The sequence below is a fragment of the Legionella impletisoli genome (assembly GCF_900639875.1).
In the GTDB taxonomy this organism is placed as follows: Bacteria; Pseudomonadota; Gammaproteobacteria; order Legionellales; family Legionellaceae; genus Legionella_A; species Legionella_A impletisoli.
Map to the genome: position 1 here is coordinate 119,342 of NZ_CAAAIA010000008.1, position 19,077 is coordinate 138,418.

The following is a 19,077-nucleotide window of genomic DNA, read 5'->3' on the forward strand; positions in this document are numbered from 1 at the left end:
TGCAGTTTTTTAATCAATTTACGTAGTGTGGGTTTAGATGCAACAGCAGGATTACTATGAACTTCTCGGCGTTAATCGCAATGCCAGTGAAGCCGAAATCAAAAAAGCTTATCGCAAGTTAGCGATGAAACATCATCCTGATCGTAACGCTAACGACAAGAACGCTGAGGAAAAGTTTAAAGAAATTCAGAAAGCGTATGCTGTGCTTTCCGATCCCCAAAAACGTGCTGCCTACGACCAATACGGCCACGCAGGGGTAGATCCCTCTATGGGAGGTGGTGGCTTTGGTGGCTTTGGTGGTTTTGGCGACGTATTTGAGGATATATTTGAAAATATCTTTTCCGGCGGACGCCAACAACATCGTTCACGCGGACAACGTGGATCTGACTTGCAATTTAACGTGCAGTTAACGCTTGAAGAAGCAGCCCGAGGCAAACAAATCGAAATCACGGTTCCGCGTCATGCTAATTGTTCAACTTGTCATGGTTCTGGTGCTAAACAAGGCAGTAAACCTAAATCCTGTGAAACTTGTAATGGAGTTGGCCAGGTACGCATTCAACAGGGGTTTTTCTCAATCCAACAGACTTGCCCAAGCTGTCATGGTGAGGGACAGATTATTACCGAACCTTGTCCTTCTTGTCATGGACAAGGGCGCGTTCGTGAAAGTAAAACACTTACCGTGAAAATCCCAGCGGGTGTGGATAACGGAGATCGCGTTCGCTTAAGTGGCGAAGGCGAGGCTGGAATTCATGGAGGACCCACTGGTGATTTATACGTACAAGTGGCTGTTAAGCCACATGAGCTATTTGAGCGGATTGATAATAATCTTCATTGTGAAGTCCCGATTAGTTTTGTGACGGCCGCTCTGGGTGGTTCGATTGAGGTTCCAACGTTAGATGGACGAGTAACACTTAAAATTCCACCTGAAACGCAGACGGGCAAAGCGTTTCGGTTAAGAGGCAAAGGCATTAAATCGGTTCGAAGCCATGACATTGGCGACTTAATTTGCAAAGTAACAGTTGAAACACCGGTTAATTTAAATCGCGAACAAAAAGAATTGCTGACTAACTTTCAAAGTTCTTTAGAAAGTGGTAAACATTCTCCTCGCACCAGTTCATGGTTTGATGGCGTGAAGAAGTTCTTTGAAGACATGAAGTTTTAAATATAGTCAGGGCAAACGCATATTCTCTGCAAATAAAATCAAAACGCCGTCTTTGCGAACGAAGTGAAGCAATCCAGATCGATGCTTCGTTAGGATGTCGTAATGGATTGCTTCACTTTGTTCGCAAAGACAACGTACTGTATTTTCATAGCATGCGTTTGACCTGTAAATATAGTTTCTATTATTCTAACACTAAGTTACAATGAGCTATTTTGCGAATAGTTCTTACCAAGTGTGCTGTAGATGATTTCGAAACCTGCAATTTTAGTGCTTGCCGATGGTTCGGTTTATGAAGGAGTTTCGGTTGGGGCTCCGGGTGAAAGCGTTGGGGAATTAGTATTTAATACTTCAATGACCGGATACCAAGAGATGTTGACCGACCCCTCATATGCCCATCAGATTATCACTTTAACTGCTGCTCATGTGGGCAATACGGGTTGCAACGATGAAGATATGGAATCTTCTCGGGTTTGGGCCAGTGGGCTTGTGATTCGCGATTGCAGTATTATACCCAGCAATTTTCGCTCTCAATACTCATTATCTGAATGGTTAAATAAACACGGCATCGTCGCCATTGCAGGTATTGACACCCGGGAGTTAACCTTAAGATTACGAGATCATGGCACAATAGGCGCTTGCATCAGCACCCATGTAGAGCAGGCTAATAAAGCGAAAAAGCTTGCGCAGTCGTTTAAAGGGTTAGAGGGCGTTGATTTAGCAAAAACTGTCTCAAGGCAAACAAAAGAACGATGGCATGAGGGCTTAGGTGATTGGGCAAGACAATCACGCCCGTTACAGTTTCATGTAATTGCCTACGATTTTGGAATTAAACATAATATTTTGCGAATTCTTCATGATTTGGGTTGTCATATTACCTTAGTCCCTGCACAAACCCCTGCGGCTGAAGTCTTAGCGATGGAGCCAGATGGAGTCTTTTTATCTAATGGCCCTGGTGATCCCCAAGCGTGTGATTATGCGATTGAAGCAACCCAAGAATTTTTAAAAGCGGGAATTCCTCTATTTGGGATCTGCCTAGGATTTCAGATTTTAGCTTTAGCCTGTGGGGCAAAATCCATGAAAATGAAATTTGGTCATCACGGTGCGAATCATCCGGTAATTGAAACGAATGGCAGTAAACGAGTATTTATTACAAGCCAAAACCATGGATTTGCTATCGATGAAGCCACTTTACCAGATAGTTTACAGGTTACACATCGATCTTTATTCGATGAGAGCTTGCAAGGAATTAAACATCGTAAAAAACCTGCTTTTGGATTTCAAGGACACCCCGAAGCTGGCCCAGGCCCGCACGATATCGAGGTTATATTTGAACAGTTCATTCAGTTAATGAGCTAGTTAATAGGAGTTATGCTGTGAGTTCTTCTTTTGTTTTCACGTCAGAATCAGTTTCCGAAGGTCATCCAGATAAGATTGCCGATCAAATCTCCGATGCAATTTTGGATGAACTTCTCGCACAAGATCAACATGCGCGGGTAGCCTGCGAAACCTTTGTCAAAACCGGTATGGTGCTCGTGGGTGGCGAAATTAGTACGAAAGCATGGGTGGATGTCGAAGAAATTACACGTTCTGTGATTAAGGATATTGGATACAACAGTTCTGAAATGGGATTTGATTGGGAATCTTGCGCTGTATTGTCTGCAATTGGCAAACAATCGCCAGATATTGCTCAGGGTGTGGATAATCAAGATACTAAAAAACTGGGTGCTGGAGACCAGGGATTAATGTTTGGATACGCGAGCTCTGAAACCGAAGCGTACATGCCAGCGCCCATTGCTTATGCTCATCGCTTAATGATGCAGCAGGCAACACTTCGAAAAAATGGCGCACTGTCTTGGCTTCGTCCCGATGCTAAATGTCAGATTACGTTAAATTATGAACAGGGAAAGCCTGTTGGAGTTAATACCGTTGTTTTCTCAACCCAACATGCAGAAGATATATCACATAAAGAATTAGTTGAGGCGGTACGAGAAGAAATCATAAAACCGATTTTACCTAAAGAATGGTTATCTCCTCAAACTCGTTACTTTATTAACCCAACCGGGCGATTTGTGATTGGAGGACCTTTGGGAGATTGCGGATTAACGGGTCGTAAAATCATTGTCGATACTTATGGAGGCATGGCAAGACATGGTGGCGGGTGTTTTTCCGGAAAAGATCCATCGAAAGTTGATCGTTCTGCTGCCTATGCCGCTCGGCATGTGGCAAAAAATATTGTGGCTTCAGGCATAGCTGAGCGCTGTGAGATCCAAGTATCTTATGCAATAGGTGTCGCTGAGCCAACGTCCATTTATGTCGATACATTTGGTACAGGAAAACTCGATGAAGCGACCATTATCGATTTAATCAATACCCATTTCGATTTAACACCGCAAGGTATAATTGATTATCATAATTTATTGCGCCCCATTTATCGTCAAACCGCAGCCTATGGTCATTATGGGCGAGACGGCTTACCTTGGGAGCGTTTGGATAAAGTCGAAGAACTTAAGAAAGCGCTATAAACAAAAAGAAATAATAAAAGGATATCGCATGAGACTTGTCAACGAAACTGCGGCTCAAGAAGATTTTAAAGTCGCTGATCTCTCCTTAGCCGACTGGGGCCGCAAAGAAATTGCCATTGCAGAAACCGAGATGCCGGGATTGATGGCTTTACGAGAAGAGTTTGGAGGAGAACAACCCTTAAAAGGTGCACGCATCGCTGGTTGTTTACATATGACTATCCAAACAGCCGTACTCATTGAGACTTTAATTGCACTTGGGGCAGAGGTACGCTGGTCTTCTTGCAATATTTTTTCAACGCAAGATCATGCGGCTGCAGCCATAGCTGCTGCAGGGGTTCCTGTGTTTGCGTGGAAAGGAGAAACTGAGGAAGAGTATTGGTGGTGTGTAGAGCAAACGTTAAAAGGACCAGATGGTTGGGTTCCTAATATGCTGTTAGATGACGGCGGCGACTTAACTCAAATTATTCATGAAAAACATGCGCATTTATTAGATGGAATCAAAGGTGTTTCTGAAGAAACTACAACCGGTGTCGCACGATTGTATGAGATGGCAAAAAAAGGCGTGTTAAAAACACCCGCTATTAACGTGAATGATTCAGTCACTAAATCCAAATTTGACAACTTATATGGATGTCGAGAGTCTTTACTGGATGGGATAAAGCGTGCAACAGACGTGATGATCGCTGGAAAAGTCGTATTAATTCTTGGATATGGCGACGTCGGTAAAGGGTGTGCTCAGGCATTAAGAGGCCAAGGCGCAGTGGTTTGGGTTGCAGAAATTGATCCCATTTGCGCACTGCAAGCAGCCATGGAAGGATATCCAGTAGTTACACTGGACGAAGTAGCCGAGAAAGTGGATATTGTGGTAACCGCCACAGGAAATTTTCATGTGGTAGCTCACGAACATATGGTTCGAATGAAAAATCAAGCGATATTATGCAATATTGGTCATTTTGATTCTGAAATTGATATTGAAAGTTTGCGTCCGTATCAATGGGAAAATATTAAACCCCAAGTTGACCATGTGATTTTCCCCGATGGGAAGCGCATCATCGTATTAGCCGAGGGACGTCTGGTTAACTTAGGTTGTGCAACAGGGCATCCTAGCTTTGTGATGTCTGCTTCTTTTACGAATCAAGTCTTAGCTCAAATTGAATTATTTAAGTATAGTGATCGCTACCAGAATCAAGTATATGTATTACCAAAACATCTTGATGAAAAAGTAGCACGACTCCATTTAGGTCGTATTGGGGCTAAGCTTACAAAGCTAACTGAAGAGCAGGCTAATTATATTGGTGTTGATGTGAATGGACCTTTTAAGCCGGATCACTACCGTTACTAGATTCGGATAAAATATAATCACTCGAGTAGTAGATTAGGCCAAGCCCCAAAAGATACCCTCGTCATTGCGAACGAAGTGAAGCAATCCAGTACAGGATTTCAACCGAGCATCGATCTGGATTGCCTCGCTAATGCTCGCAAAGACGAGTTGTTTTTTAGTATTGAGTTAAAAACAACCTTTTCATGCGTAGGCCCCAATTTAATTTCCCTCTTTAGGTATAAACTTTTGCCAAAAACCGCTAGAATAAACCACTTTACATTTTTTTTGATGTGATATGCCAAAACGAACCGATATTCAATCCATACTAGTACTAGGCGCAGGGCCTATTGTCATTGGCCAGGCCTGTGAATTTGATTACTCTGGAACTCAGGCTGTAAGGGCATTAAAAAAAGAAGGGTATCGAGTCATATTGGTAAACTCAAATCCCGCAACGATTATGACGGATCCTGAGTTAGCGGATGCAACGTATATCGAGCCCGTACTCTGGCCCGAGGTGGCCCGCATCATTGAACAGGAGCGTCCAGATGCTTTGCTGCCCACGATGGGAGGTCAAACCGCGTTAAACTGTGCATTGGATTTGGTTCGCGAAGGCATTTTATCAAAGTTTAATGTTGAATTAATTGGCGCATCCAAAGAAGCAATTGATAAAGCGGAAGATCGGGAAAAATTTCGCCAGTTAATGAAACAAATCGGTCTTGAAATGCCACGATCCGCTATTGCCCATAGCATGGAAGAAGCGCTATCTGTCCAAGCTCAGCTTGGTTTCCCCACCATTATTAGACCCTCGTTCACTATGGGAGGCAGCGGGGGCGGAATTGCCTATAACCGAGAGGAATTTGAAAACATTTGCGCTCAGGGTTTAGAACTTTCTCCCACTCATGAATTACTACTTGATGAGTCGGTGTTGGGTTGGAAAGAATATGAAATGGAAGTTGTGCGCGATAAAAACGATAACTGCATTATTGTTTGCTCCATTGAGAATTTCGATCCCATGGGAGTTCATACGGGTGACTCCATTACAGTGGCTCCTGCACAAACGTTAACCGATAAAGAATACCAACGTATGCGAGATGCAGCCATTAAAGTATTGCGCGCGGTAGGGGTGGATACAGGCGGCTCAAATGTTCAGTTTGCCATTAACCCTGAAGATGGTCGCATGCTCGTGGTAGAAATGAATCCAAGAGTTTCACGAAGCTCTGCCCTAGCGTCTAAGGCAACGGGCTTTCCTATCGCAAAAGTTGCGGCACTATTGGCTGTTGGTTATACGTTGGATGAATTAGCGAATGAAATCACAGGCGGTAAAACTCCTGCATCCTTTGAGCCGTCCATTGATTACGTCGTGACTAAAATTCCACGGTTTAATTTTGATAAATTTCCACAAACCTCCAAAACGCTTACCACCCAAATGAAATCGGTTGGCGAAGTGATGGCTATAGGCAGTACATTTCAGGAGTCCTTGCAAAAAGCAATTCGTGGATTAGAAATCGGAAGATCAGGATTGCAGCCATTATATAAACATCATGATAATGCGGTATTGCGGGGTCATCTAAGAGAGCCTACACCAGACAGGCTTTGGTACATCGCAGATGCGTTTAGAAAAGGTATGTTACTGGAAGAAATTAATCAAGAATCGAAGGTAGACCCTTGGTTTTTAGCGCAAATCCAAGAGCTTGTGCATTATGAAACCCTGATTAAAGGACGTGCTTTACAAGACCTCGATAAAACAACGCTAAGGCAATTAAAGCGGCGTGGATTTTCAGATGCGTATTTAGGCACGTTGTTACATTGCAGTGAAGCCGAGGTTCGGACTTATCGAAAATCGTTGGGCGTCTTACCCGTTTATAAACGCATTGACTCTTGTGCAGGCGAATTTCCTAGTGAAACTGCTTATCTTTATTCTTGCTATGAAACCTTGTGTGAAGCAAAGCCGGATGAAGATCAGCAAAAAATTATCATTTTAGGCGGTGGTCCTAACCGCATTGGACAAGGCATTGAATTTGATTACTGCTGCGTTCACGCAGCAATGGCTTTAAGAGAAGCGGGCTATCAAACCATCATGGTAAATTGTAATCCAGAGACGGTCTCCACCGATTTTGATACGTCCGACCGTTTGTATTTTGAACCCGTTACCTTAGAAGATGTTTTAGCCATTGTAGACATTGAAAAACCAGAAGGGATCATTGTTCATTATGGTGGTCAAACACCTTTGAAGCTCGCGCGTGATTTAGAGGCGAATGGAGTTAAAATTATAGGTACCTCCCCAGATTCTATCGACAAGGCAGAAGATCGTAAACGCTTTCAGGAAGTAGTGCATAAGCTCAATCTTCATCAGCCAGCAAATGGTACGGTCACCAGTGAAGAAGATGCAGTAGCTTTAGCGAACCAAATCGGTTATCCCTTAGTGGTCCGGCCTTCCTACGTATTGGGTGGACGAGCCATGGAAGTGGTGTATCAAGAAGAGGATTTAAGGCACTATTTGGCTCATGCGGTCGAAGTATCGAATGACTCACCAGTATTACTGGATAAATTTTTAGATGATGCCATCGAGGTGGATATTGATGCAGTCTGTGATGGCAAGGATGTATTGGTCGGTGCCATTATGGAGCATATTGAACAAGCAGGTATTCACTCGGGCGACTCTGCCTGCACCTTACCCCCTTTTAGTTTAAGTGTCGTGGTGCAACAAGATTTAATTGAACAGCTGCGTTTATTGGCTTTGGAGCTTGGAGTCGTTGGCTTGATCAACGCCCAATTTGCGATACAATCTGATGATATCTATGTCTTAGAAGTAAATCCCCGTGCTTCAAGAACGGTTCCTTTTGTGTCTAAAGCAACGGGCTTACCGTTAGCGAAAATTGCAGCTCGTTGTAAAGTAGGGCAATCCTTAAAAGATCAAGGGATCACACAGCATTACCCCATGCCTTCGTTTTATTCCATCAAACTGCCCGTATTCCCTTTTATCAAATTCTCAGGGGTTGATTCGATTCTTGGTCCTGAGATGAAATCGACTGGTGAAGTGATGGGGATTGCTAGACGCTTTGGACAAGCGTATGCTAAAGCCCAACTGGGCGCTGGTGTGAATATTAAAAAACGCCGCCGTGCATTTCTTTCTGTCCGAGAAGCAGATAAAGCTCGTATTGGTGAAATTGCCAAACGCTTAATTGCATTAGGATTTGATATAATCGCCACGCGCGGCACCGCTGCAGTTTTACAAGCCGCGGGAATCAATTGTAAACGGGTTTTTAAAGTAGCCGAAGGCAGACCACATATTGTGGACTATATTAAAAATAATGACATTGATTTTATTGTTAATACAACGGAAGGAAAGCAAGCCATTGCGGATTCATTCGATATTCGTCGCAATGCTTTGCAGCACAAAGTAAGTTATACCACCACGCTGTCTGGCGCTGAAGCCGCCTGTTTGGCAATGAAGTATGAAGATCGTGAAACCGTCACGCGTTTACAAGATCTTCATTAACCTAATTAGTTTAAACACTATGGCTTATGCATTTAGGCCTTCAATAAAAGATTTAGACTAACCAAACAGCAAAGCGTTTTGATGCGGTATCTTGATATCATGGAGTAATTATGCAAAAACATCCTATGACCCTAAATGGTGCAGAAGCACTTAAATATGAGTTACAAAAATTAAAATCAATAGAGCGGCCTCGCATTATTGAAGCCATTGCGACTGCCAGAGCGCATGGCGATTTGAAAGAAAATGCGGAATATCACGCTGCGCGTGAACAACAAAGTTTTATAGAAGGCCGTATTCAGGAACTTGAAGCGAAAATCTCCAACGCTCAAATTATTGATGTCAGCAAAATGCCCAATAATGGTAAAGTCATTTTTGGAACGACTGTTCGCTTATGTCATGTAAAAACCGACGAAGAAATTTCTTATCAAATCGTGGGTGAAGATGAAGCCGATTTAAAACTCAATAAAATTTCTTACAGTTCTCCAATTGGACGGGCCTTAATTGGAAAAGAGCTCGATGATACCGTAGAGGTCAATACGCCAGGCGGTGTCGTTGAGTATGAGATTATTGCTGTAGAATATGGGGCTTAATCGTTTACCGACGTTGCAACCCAGGGCCTACACATGAAAAATACCGTCGTCATTGCGAACGAAGTGAAGCAATCTAGTTCATAATTTCAACGGAGCATCGATCTAGATTGCTTCGCTAATGCTCGCAAAGACGAGTTATTTTTCGTATTGAGTTAAAAACAACCTTTTCATTAATAAAGATCCAGTCATTACCATTCAATAATTGATCCGTCATGACTCCACAATACTTCAGCGTGGCTGTTCACTTTGTGTTGGTTGATGACGTTTAACATCCGACGCACACTTTCTTCGGGTGTAAGTTCCGCATCTTCCCCACCCATATCGGTTTTTACCCACCCTGGGTGAAGTAACATAACATTGACGTCGTCTTTAGCAACATCAATGGCAAAAGAACGCAAGGCGCAATTAAGTGCGGCTTTGCTGGTACGATAAGCATAACTTCGACCACGCTCGTTATCACTGATGCTTCCCATGCGAGAACTAATGCAAATGATAAGTTTATCTTGGCTTTGAGCCAAATGGGGTAGAAACGCTTCTGAAACCTTAAGGGTACTGAGACAATTGACTTCAAACACCTTTAAAAAATTGTCCCGGGAAATATTGCCAACGGTAACCCCTTGTTCACCACTAATGCCAGCATTATTAATAAGCCAGTCTATCGATGTGTTACTTAATTCATCGGCGAGTTGCTGAATGTTATCATCATTTGTAATGTCTAGGGTTTTTATGTGAATGTTTTCTTGCGATTCACTGAGTTGTTGTAATTCTTTGGCCTCTTTAGGGTGGCGACAGGTTGCAAATACCGTAAACCCAAGCTCGGCTAACGCCTTTGCGAAGGAAAAACCAATGCCGCGATTTGCTCCAGTGATAAGTACTTGTTTCATATAATGACTTCCTGTTTTTACGTTGGTAAGTGAAATTCCTTTTGAAAGACTACAAAAAGTGTAGCCAAATATTTTAAATGAACAATCTATAAGAAAAATTTATGGCTAAGGCAAATAATAATAGGGATTAGGGAGTTTAAACGTTTTTTCAGCAAAACCACCTTTTAAATCGCTTACCTGATCCCCAATGGACGCAATAATCGTAAATCCTTTGCGTTCGATGGCTTCACGAGCTTTGGATTTAAAGGGAATAATGGAAGGACGGCTGTAATTATCAGGTCTAAGATAAAGTCCAGACCAAGTCGTAAATCCAGCGCGTTTTAAGTTTTTACTCGTAGCATTGCGCTCTGATTCTTTTCGTCCAGTGACAAAAAACACCTTAATATCATGTTTTAGTGCATCGTGATACAAGGCTAAAATTGGTTTTATCGCTGGAGAATCAGCGGCCATGATTTCGCGATGGATTTGCTCCTTGTTGGGGAGAAAATGGCGAGCAACCATTTTGTCATAGTTGGTAACGCTGGTTTCATCAATATCCAACACCAGTGCTAATTTTTGCGGGTGATGGGTTTTAGCATTGAGCTCGGCTCGTTTATTGATGTATTCCCGAGCTTGTGCCGCGATGGTATTAATTTCATTATGGTAATCGCCATTATCATGATAGGTTTTGACCTCATGTATTAAGCGATCAAGGTTAGCAGGCTCTGCTACCGCATTGAACTGAATGAAGGTTGATACCAGGATAGCAAATAACGTGCGGGTTAAGCTTGGAAATTTAGTCATAAACAATCCACTTAAGTCTAAGCCTTGCATTATAAGGATCTATGCATGATTGTCAACCGCGCATTGTGAGCAAAATGTGCTCTCCGGTATTGCGAGATAGCTCTTAAAAATTGGACAGTGCGTGTATGTTCATGAGTTGGTAAGGTTTGCTACGATGTACTTACTTGCCACGACGTACCTGAGGCAATCACTTACAATACCTGGCTCCCCTGCAGAAAGCTGAATCTTCTCCACATTTCTGAAAATCTAGTCCAGCTCTAGTCTTCTAGGTTATGTGGCTTGACCACCATAAGCACTGCATTAAAACACTGGGCACACGATCAAGCCGTGTGGTTAGACAAAGATGTGATCAAGAGACGGTGCATAAAGCAAAGTAAGTAGACAAAAAAAGCGTGTAATGTTCAAAAATTAGATGCGTTTTGCCCGTGCACCAAGGTCCAAAAACTAGTCAGGATGATCTTATTCGGGTATTATTAGCAGTTTACTTTAAATAGAACCAAATAGGTACTATATTTAAAAGAGAAAAATAAGACTTAATTGGTACTAGATTGTTTCGAGTAGGAGTGATATGCTTCGCATCAGCAAATTGGCCGATTATGGAACAGTTGTGATGGTGTATCTTGCCAAGCGTGTTGAGCAAGTAAGTAATGCGCGAGATATAGCGGCACATACGCACCTAACGGTTCCTACGGTCAGTAAATTATTAAAACGTTTGACTGCGGCTGGATTATTAACATCCAATCGTGGCGTTGCTGGGGGATATCGTTTACAGCGGCCTGCATCCGACATTTCAGTAGCAGAAATTATTTATGCATTGGAAGAGCATCGTGGATTAACCGAGTGCAGCATGGAGCCGAATGAATGTTCGTTGCAAGGCGTTTGTCATGTTCAAAGTAACTGGCGCTTGATCAGTCATGCAATTGAATCGGCTTTGGAGAGTGTCAGTCTTGAAGATTTAGCAAGGCCAGGTTTGAAATCCGTCAACGTCGATCCCATCAAACGGCTGAGCACTGGAGTTATAAGTGGCTAAAAATAATGCACAAATCAATTCCCTGCTGGAGCGGGAATATCAACACGGTTTTGTTACCGATATTGAAGTCGAAACGTTTCCTCCTGGCTTGGATGAAGACGTTATCCGCCGTCTTTCTGCAATTAAAGGTGAGCCTGAATTTTTACTGGAATGGCGCCTTAAAGCTTTTCGTCACTGGCAAACAATGAAGCATCCAGCATGGTCTAGTGTTCATTATCCTCCTGTGGATTATCAGGCCATTTCTTATTATTCAGCACCTAAAAGCAAAAAAGATGGTCCTAAAAGCCTTGATGAAGTAGATCCAGAGCTATTACGCACCTATGAAAAACTAGGTATTCCTTTGCGTGAACAGGAAATGTTAGCAGGGGTTGCTGTGGATGCCGTGTTTGATAGCGTTTCTGTCGCGACCACGTTTAAAGAAAAACTAGCTGAAAAAGGCGTTATCTTTTCCCCTCTTTCCGAAGCGGTTAAAACGCACCCTGATCTGGTACGTCAGTATTTGGGTTCTGTGGTTTCTTATCGCGATAATTTTTATGCGGCCTTAAATTCCGCAGTTTTTAGCGATGGCTCTTTTGTGTATATCCCGAAAGGGGTGCGCTGTCCTATGGAATTATCCACCTATTTTCGAATTAATGCAGCCTCTACAGGCCAGTTTGAACGAACCCTCATAGTGGCAGATTGTGATAGTTATGTGTCATACCTAGAAGGGTGTACAGCACCCATGCGCGATGAAAACCAATTGCATGCAGCCGTCGTTGAACTCGTAGCACTTGATGGCGCACAGATTAAATATTCCACCGTACAGAATTGGTATCCAGGTGATAAAGAAGGCAAGGGTGGAATTTACAACTTTGTTACTAAACGTGGGGCTTGTCGTGGAAAACGTTCCAAAATATCTTGGACTCAAATTGAAACAGGATCCGCTATTACCTGGAAATATCCTAGCGTCATCTTGCAAGGCGATGAATCGGTTGGGGAGTTTTACTCCGTTGCGGTGACGAATAATTTCCAGCAGGCCGATACAGGTACTAAGATGATTCATATCGGCAAAAATACGCGTTCTACAATTATTTCAAAAGGCATTAGCGCGGGTCGCTCCCATAATGCCTATCGAGGGTTAGTGCGCATCGCTCCCACAGCAACCAATGCACGTAATTATACACAGTGTGATTCGATGCTAATGGGCAGTGACTGTTCGGCGCATACCTTTCCTTATATTGAAGTAAAAAATCCATCAGCTCAGGTTGAACACGAAGCCACTACCTCAAAAATCAGTGAGGATCAGTTGTTTTATTGTCAACAGCGTGGAATTGATACCGAAGATGCGGTATCGATGATCGTCAATGGCTTTTGCAAACAGGTTTTAAAAGAATTACCGATGGAATTTGCAGTAGAAGCCACAAAGTTATTAGGTATTAGTTTGGAAGGGGCAGTAGGTTAATGTTATCAATCAAACAGTTAAATGTAGCGGTAAACGATCAGCCAATTTTAAAAGGAATTAATCTTAACGTAGAGGCTGGAGAAGTGCACGCCATTATGGGGCCCAATGGTTCGGGTAAGAGCACCTTATCGAAAGTGCTAGCTGGCCATCCCGCTTATGAGGTACAAAGCGGTGAAATTCTTTATCAAGGTAACGATTTATTGCCTCTGGACCCAGCAGAGCGCGCTCAAGCAGGAATTTTTTTGTCGTTTCAGTATCCTGTCGAAATTCCTGGCGTCACGAATATTAATTTCTTAAAAGCATCCGTCAATGCTGTTCGTAAAGGACAGGGTAAAAAGCCCATGGATGCAATTGAATTTTTAAGTTATATCCGTTCTAAATGTCAGTTATTGGATATGGATGAGAGCTTTTTATACCGTAGCATCAATGAAGGATTTTCTGGCGGTGAAAAAAAGCGTAATGAAATTTTGCAAATGGCGGCCTTAGAACCGAAGCTTGCCGTGCTCGATGAAACCGACTCTGGCCTTGATATTGACGCGTTACGAGTCATCTCCGAGGGAGTGAATGCGATGCGAAGTAAAGATCGCTCCATCATTTTAGTGACGCATTATCAAAGACTCTTAAATTATATTGAGCCGGATTATATTCACGTTTTAGCCAATGGCCGGATCATTAAATCAGGTGATAAATCATTAGCATTAGAACTTGAAGATAAAGGCTATAGCTGGCTTGAGGAGACGGAGCAGGCATGAGCGAACGGTTAGAGTTCTATCAAGAAGAAGCGAAGTCAGAACGTTCGACTAACCCCTGGCTTGCAATGTTGCAAGACAGCGCATTGGCTGATTTTTCACGCATCGGATTTCCTACTCGCCATCATGAAGAGTGGAAATATACGGCACTCGATTCGTTTCTAAAGCAGGAGTTTAAGGTGGCAAAATCCCTTAAACAACCTTTAGAACCCATCGAACAAGATATTCCAGCCGATTTAACTGTGAATATTGTGAATGGTGAACTATTCGGCCTTGAATCTTTGCGAGCGAAACTTCCAGCAGGAGTGATTATTAAGCCTTTAGTTCAGGCATTAACCGAACACCAGGATAAAATCGAACCCTATTTAGGGAAAATTTTGCCTCATGAGCATGCATTTCAAGCCCTCAATACGGCCATCATGCAAAGTGGTTTATTTATTTATGTGCCTCAGGGAATAAATGTGGATGAAACCCTTTTAATCACTCAGGCTCAGCGGGTAGAAGAACAAGCGGTTTATCTTCGTCATCTCATCGTGGTTGAAAGCGATAGTTCTATTAGCATCATTGAAGATTATCAAGGTTGTGAGGAGGTGAGTTACTTCACGAATACGATGACTGAACTTGTTGCGGGTCAAAACGCCCACGTTAAACATTATAAAATTCAGCGTGAAGGGAAGAAGGCTTATCATATTGGCCATTTAGCTGTACTACAGAATGAAAATAGTCGTGTAGATAGCCATTCTTTCAGTATTGGTGGAAAACTCGTTCGAAGCGATGTGACCGTTCGTTTGGATGCTTTTGGCGCTCGCTGTTTGATGAATGGTATTTATGCACCCGGTGAGGGACAGCATATCGATCATCATACATTGGTTGAACATCGCGTAGCGGATTGTCAAAGTGAACAGGATTATAAAGGGATCTTATCTCAGCATTCTCGTGCTGTGTTTAATGGCAAGGTTAATGTAGCCAAAGATGCTCAACGAACGGTTGCCAAGCAGCAAAACAAAAATATTTTATTGTCAGCCAATGCAGAGGTAGATACTAAACCACAACTGGAAATTTTTGCCGATGACGTGGTGTGCACGCATGGTGCGACGGTTGGGCAGTTAGATGAAGACGCATTATTTTACTTGGCTACTCGTGGTATAGAGCGGGCTGAGGCCAGTCGTTATTTAATCCATGCGTTTGCCGCCGAAAATCTAGAGGCTGTGGACAAGCCTAAATTGGCTCTGTGGATGAAAAACCGTTTAACACAGCAATTAGGATGAAGCGATGACGGAACAAACGACAACATTTAACGTAGAAAAAATCCGACGTGATTTTCCAACGTTGCATCAAGAGATTAATGGCAGTCCATTAATTTATCTTGATAACGCAGCAACGACTCAAAAACCCAAAGCCGTGATTGATGCGATTTCTAATTTTTATACGCATGATAATTCGAATGTGCATCGCAGCGTTCATTCTTTAAGTGTGCGTGCTACCCAACAATTTGAATCAGCACGCGATAAAATCAGACGATTTATTGGCGCAAAACACGCGCATGAGTGTGTTTTTGTACGTGGTACCACCGAAGCTATCAATTTAGTCGCACAAAGCTTTGTTGCTCCACGAATTGAGCCTGGTGAAGAAATTTTAATCACCTATATGGAGCATCATTCCAACATTGTTCCCTGGCAGATGGTATGTAAAAAAACCGGTGCCGTTTTGCAAGTAGCACCTATTTCCTTAGAGGGTGAAGTGTTGTTGGATGAGTTTGAAAAAAAATTATCAGCTAACACAAAATTTGTGGCGATCAACTATGCATCTAATGCGTTGGGGACTATCAATCCAGTCAAGCAAATGATTGAAATGGCGCATGCTCATGGTGCGCTTGTGCTTCTCGATGGCGCTCAGGCTACAGCGCATCTTCCCGTCGATGTTTTGGCTCTGGATTGTGATTTTTATGCTTTTTCAGGTCATAAAATGTACGGCCCAACCGGAATTGGCGTCTTATGGGCAAAAGAACATTTGCTAAATGATATGGCTCCTTATCAAGGGGGTGGCGAAATGATTAACTACGTGACCTTCGCTTCCACCGATTACGCTCCATTACCGTATAAATTTGAAGCCGGTACACCCAATATTGCGGGTGCCATTGGATTAGGGGCAGCGATTGATTATTTGTGGTCGCTTGATATGGATGCGGTTGTCGCTTATGAGAAGAAATTATTGGATTACGCAACCGATGCCGTTCGTTCGGTTAAAGGATTTAATTTAATTGGTACGGCCAGCGATAAAGTACCCATTGTGTCTTTCGTGCATGGGACTATTCATTCTCATGATATTGGGACAATTATGGATAATGAAGGCATTGCCATTCGTAGTGGTCATCATTGTGCCATGCCCTTGATGGAATTTTATGATGTACCTGCGACTACCCGTATTTCGATGTCTTTTTACAACACGAAGCATGAAATTGATCAATGCGTTAAAGCATTGCATCGAGTTAAAGAGGTATTTGGTTAATGGATTTACGAGAACTTTATCAAGAGATCATTATTGATCATAACCGTAACCCAAGAAATCACCATGAGATGGAGAATCCCACTTGCCAAGCAAAAGGATACAACCCACTTTGTGGTGATAAATTAACCGTTTATATTCATCTCGAAAACGAGGTAATCACCGATATTAGTTTTCTTGGATGCGGGTGCGCCATTTCGCAAGCTTCCGCGTCGTTAATGACGGAAGTATTGCGGGGTAAAACAATCAAAGAAGCGCACGAACTGTTTAAACGTTTTCATCATATGTTGACGGTGGAAGATGATCCTTCTCCTGAAACGTTGGATAAATTAGCCGTAATGGCGGGTGTACGTACTTTTCCTGCTCGTGTAAAGTGCGCAACGCTTGCTTGGCATACGGTCGAAAGCGCCTTAAAGGATGAGAAGGCTACAGTTTCAACGGAGTAAGCCATGTTAGGGTTTAAAAAAAAGCAGGATAAAAAAGAAGCACTTGAAGCCGCTGTTGTTTCCGCGCTTAAAACGGTATTTGATCCTGAAATTCCAGTAAATATTTATGATCTTGGTTTAATCTATGATGTGAAAATCGATGAAGAAAACCAGGTTCACATTCAAATGACGCTCACCTCTCCAGGATGTCCTGTAGCTCAAACCTTCCCTGGCACCGTTGAACAAGCGGTCAATCAAGTAGAAGCGGTGAGTGATTGCACGGTCGAGCTGGTCTGGGATCCGCCATGGACGCAAGACCGCATGAGTGAAGCAGCACGACTAGAGCTAGGAATGTTTTATTAAATGGCTCAAGATCTAATTCAGGATATCCCTCTTTGGAAACCCTCTGCTACGCTTGAAATGTTACAAAAACGTGCTCTAGTGATGGCTAAAATCCGTCAGTTTTTTAACCAGCGGGGTTATCTCGAAGTTGAAACGCCAATCCTTGGGCACTATGGGGTAACGGATGTATACCTTTCCAATATTCAGGCTTATTTTCGTGGCAAGCCGTACTCTTTGCAAACTTCACCTGAATATCATATGAAACGGTTATTGGCTGCTGGGAGTGGTCCTATCTATCAATTGGCGCGCGTATTTCGTGATGATGAGCTTGGACGTTGGCATAATCCAGAGTTTACGCTTTTGGAATGGTATCAACTCGGAATTAATCATCATGAGCTGATGGAAGAAATGGATGCGTTTTTACAATCCATTTTAAACTGTAGCTCCATGCGAAAAATGACGTACCGAGATGCATTTAAGAATGCTTGTGGTTTAGATCCGTTTGAAGCAAATCTTGAAGATTTTCAACATTACTTGGCTCACGAGAACTTGGGAACGGTGTTAGAGGTTGATGAAACGGATAGAGATCAGTATTTATTTTTACTAATGAGTCATCGTGTAGAACCTTACCTCGCTCAATTGCATCAACCGATTGCGCTTTATGATTTCCCAGCTTCTCAAGCATCTTTAGCAAAAGTCAATGCTGAGGTTGCCGAGCGGTTTGAAATTTACTTTAAAGGCGTGGAGCTTGCGAATGGGTTTCATGAGTTAGTGGATGCCGAGTCGCAACGCCTACGATTTGAAGAAGACCGAGCAAAACGAAAGGCATTGGGTTTAAGCCTGCCAAAACCTGATCCGAATTTATTAGCCGCTTTAGAATCTGGTTTGCCAGCATGCAGTGGGGTGGCTTTAGGGGTTGATCGCTTATTGGCTTTATTGCTTGAGGAACCTGCGATATCAAACGTGTTAGCATTTGATATCGCAAGAGCTTAACCCATAGGGGGTCGAGACAAAGAAAGAGGCGTTTTTTTAGATTCTGAAGGCGTTTCTGATTGAGAAGCACTTCCAGATTGAGATGGTAGAGAACTAAATGATGGCGGGCAAAAAAGACTTAAGCCAGCATCTAAGGAAAAAGGACTAACGCTTCTCATCTTTTGTGCTCTTGGGTCATCTGGCTCAACGCGGCGGTGAGGGGCTTCATAAGGACACGTTTTAATAACGGTAGGTTGCAGAGAAAACGCTTCGAGTTTCTCAGAAAAGGACAACCTTACCCATTGCCGTACATCATCCAGTGTGAATCGGTGTTGGACAATCGGAGCAGCGGATTCAATACAAAGCTCATCTGCAAGTCGAATAGTTGTTGAACTAAGCTCCAGATTATGAATTAACACAGCCAATGCCCATTGAATGGATTGAAAAGGTGGTTGAAAATCGCCGCTTTTATTATTGATCGCTTCAATCGTTGTAAAATCTCGGGAAAATTGAATGTTTCCAGCTGCAAAACAGGTGGCCTCTTCTCGTTTTTCACCAGTCATTTGATAATGGGCTGGTACTTCACTTCCGGGAAATCCTTCCAATCCAAACCATAAATTAAACTTTGTATCGAGCAAATAGCGAATTTTATAATCGTCCTCATCATCGTCTTGCGTTTTTCCTTTAAGTACTGTGAGAAGCTCATGAAGTTGTGCAAGAGGATAGATCTGAAGGGTAACATCTTTCCGCAACGCTCTTGAACCAGGTTTTGTATGAATGACTTCTGGCGTTTGACCTAATTCGCCAAACAATTCACTAAGGGTTGATTTGGTCATGATAGAGTCTAGATGT

Annotated in this window: 17 protein-coding genes; 14 read left to right on the plus strand and 3 right to left on the minus strand. The window is 42.8% G+C overall.

The genetic code is table 11. The annotated features are described in order from the left end of the window. Nucleotides 1–37 precede the first annotated feature (37 nt). From dnaJ to greA, 6 genes are all read left to right on the plus strand, one after another. Nucleotides 38–1,162 (plus strand): molecular chaperone DnaJ, encoded by a 1,125-nt coding sequence (dnaJ, locus tag E1O41_RS09715; protein ID WP_131777130.1) that lies wholly within the window; start codon nucleotides 38–40, stop codon nucleotides 1,160–1,162. A gap of 243 nt (nucleotides 1,163–1,405) precedes the next feature. After that, complete coding sequence (carA, locus tag E1O41_RS09720; protein WP_131777131.1) at nucleotides 1,406–2,518, plus strand: glutamine-hydrolyzing carbamoyl-phosphate synthase small subunit; 1,113 nt, start codon at nucleotides 1,406–1,408, stop codon at nucleotides 2,516–2,518. A gap of 17 nt (nucleotides 2,519–2,535) precedes the next feature. Next, nucleotides 2,536–3,684, plus strand: coding sequence for a methionine adenosyltransferase (gene metK / locus E1O41_RS09725; protein WP_131777132.1), 1,149 nt, complete (start codon nucleotides 2,536–2,538; stop codon nucleotides 3,682–3,684). 28 nt (nucleotides 3,685–3,712) lie between these two features. Further along, nucleotides 3,713–5,026, plus strand: a complete 1,314-nt coding sequence (gene ahcY / locus E1O41_RS09730; RefSeq protein WP_131777133.1) for an adenosylhomocysteinase — start codon at nucleotides 3,713–3,715, stop codon at nucleotides 5,024–5,026. Nucleotides 5,027–5,300: 274 nt separating this feature from the next. Continuing rightward, nucleotides 5,301–8,504, plus strand: a complete 3,204-nt coding sequence (carB, locus tag E1O41_RS09735; RefSeq protein WP_131777134.1) for a carbamoyl-phosphate synthase large subunit — start codon at nucleotides 5,301–5,303, stop codon at nucleotides 8,502–8,504. A 110-nt stretch (nucleotides 8,505–8,614) separates the two neighbouring features. Then, nucleotides 8,615–9,094, plus strand: a complete 480-nt coding sequence (greA, locus tag E1O41_RS09740) for a transcription elongation factor GreA (protein ID WP_131777135.1) — start codon at nucleotides 8,615–8,617, stop codon at nucleotides 9,092–9,094. A gap of 188 nt (nucleotides 9,095–9,282) precedes the next feature. On the opposite strand, the gene E1O41_RS09745 is transcribed toward greA, so the two are convergent. Next, on the minus strand, nucleotides 9,283–9,978 hold the full coding sequence (locus E1O41_RS09745) for an SDR family oxidoreductase (protein WP_131777136.1): 696 nt from the start codon (nucleotides 9,976–9,978) through the stop codon (nucleotides 9,283–9,285). Between the two features lie 105 nt (nucleotides 9,979–10,083). Further along, the gene (locus tag E1O41_RS09750) at nucleotides 10,084–10,761 is read right to left on the minus strand and encodes an HAD family acid phosphatase (RefSeq protein WP_131777137.1); all 678 of its coding nucleotides are present in this window, start codon (nucleotides 10,759–10,761) and stop codon (nucleotides 10,084–10,086) included. 568 nt (nucleotides 10,762–11,329) lie between these two features. On the opposite strand from E1O41_RS09750, the gene E1O41_RS09755 reads away from it, so the two are divergent. The 8 genes from E1O41_RS09755 to epmA are packed head-to-tail and all read left to right on the plus strand — an operon-like array spanning nucleotide 11,330 to nucleotide 18,246. Then, nucleotides 11,330–11,791: an SUF system Fe-S cluster assembly regulator gene (locus E1O41_RS09755; RefSeq protein WP_131777138.1), complete on the plus strand. Its 462-nt coding sequence runs from the start codon at nucleotides 11,330–11,332 to the stop codon at nucleotides 11,789–11,791. Beyond that, nucleotides 11,784–13,232, plus strand: a complete 1,449-nt coding sequence (sufB, locus tag E1O41_RS09760; protein ID WP_131777139.1) for a Fe-S cluster assembly protein SufB — start codon at nucleotides 11,784–11,786, stop codon at nucleotides 13,230–13,232. The genes E1O41_RS09755 and sufB overlap by 8 nt, the downstream gene beginning before the upstream one ends. After that, complete coding sequence (sufC, locus tag E1O41_RS09765; RefSeq protein ID WP_131777140.1) at nucleotides 13,232–13,984, plus strand: Fe-S cluster assembly ATPase SufC; 753 nt, start codon at nucleotides 13,232–13,234, stop codon at nucleotides 13,982–13,984. The genes sufB and sufC overlap by 1 nt, the downstream gene beginning before the upstream one ends. Then, the gene (sufD, locus tag E1O41_RS09770) at nucleotides 13,981–15,249 is read left to right on the plus strand and encodes a Fe-S cluster assembly protein SufD (protein ID WP_131777141.1); all 1,269 of its coding nucleotides are present in this window, start codon (nucleotides 13,981–13,983) and stop codon (nucleotides 15,247–15,249) included. The genes sufC and sufD overlap by 4 nt, the downstream gene beginning before the upstream one ends. Before the next feature lie 4 nt (nucleotides 15,250–15,253). Next, a complete protein-coding gene (locus E1O41_RS09775) occupies nucleotides 15,254–16,489 on the plus strand; it encodes a cysteine desulfurase (protein WP_131777142.1) in 1,236 nt (411 codons plus the stop codon). Beyond that, a complete protein-coding gene (gene sufU, locus E1O41_RS09780; protein WP_131777143.1) occupies nucleotides 16,489–16,932 on the plus strand; it encodes a Fe-S cluster assembly sulfur transfer protein SufU in 444 nt (147 codons plus the stop codon). Before E1O41_RS09775 ends, sufU begins: the two co-directional genes overlap by 1 nt. 3 nt (nucleotides 16,933–16,935) lie before the next feature. Continuing rightward, nucleotides 16,936–17,274 (plus strand): SUF system Fe-S cluster assembly protein, encoded by a 339-nt coding sequence (locus E1O41_RS09785; protein ID WP_131777144.1) that lies wholly within the window; start codon nucleotides 16,936–16,938, stop codon nucleotides 17,272–17,274. Then, entirely contained in the window at nucleotides 17,275–18,246 is a 972-nt protein-coding gene (gene epmA, locus E1O41_RS09790) for an elongation factor P--(R)-beta-lysine ligase (RefSeq protein ID WP_131777145.1), read from the plus strand. On the opposite strand, the gene E1O41_RS09795 is transcribed toward epmA, so the two are convergent. Beyond that, nucleotides 18,243–19,061, minus strand: a complete 819-nt coding sequence (locus E1O41_RS09795) for a hypothetical protein (RefSeq protein WP_131777146.1) — start codon at nucleotides 19,059–19,061, stop codon at nucleotides 18,243–18,245. The two genes, epmA and E1O41_RS09795, sit on opposite strands and share 4 nt — an antisense overlap. Nucleotides 19,062–19,077: the final 16 nt, after the last annotated feature.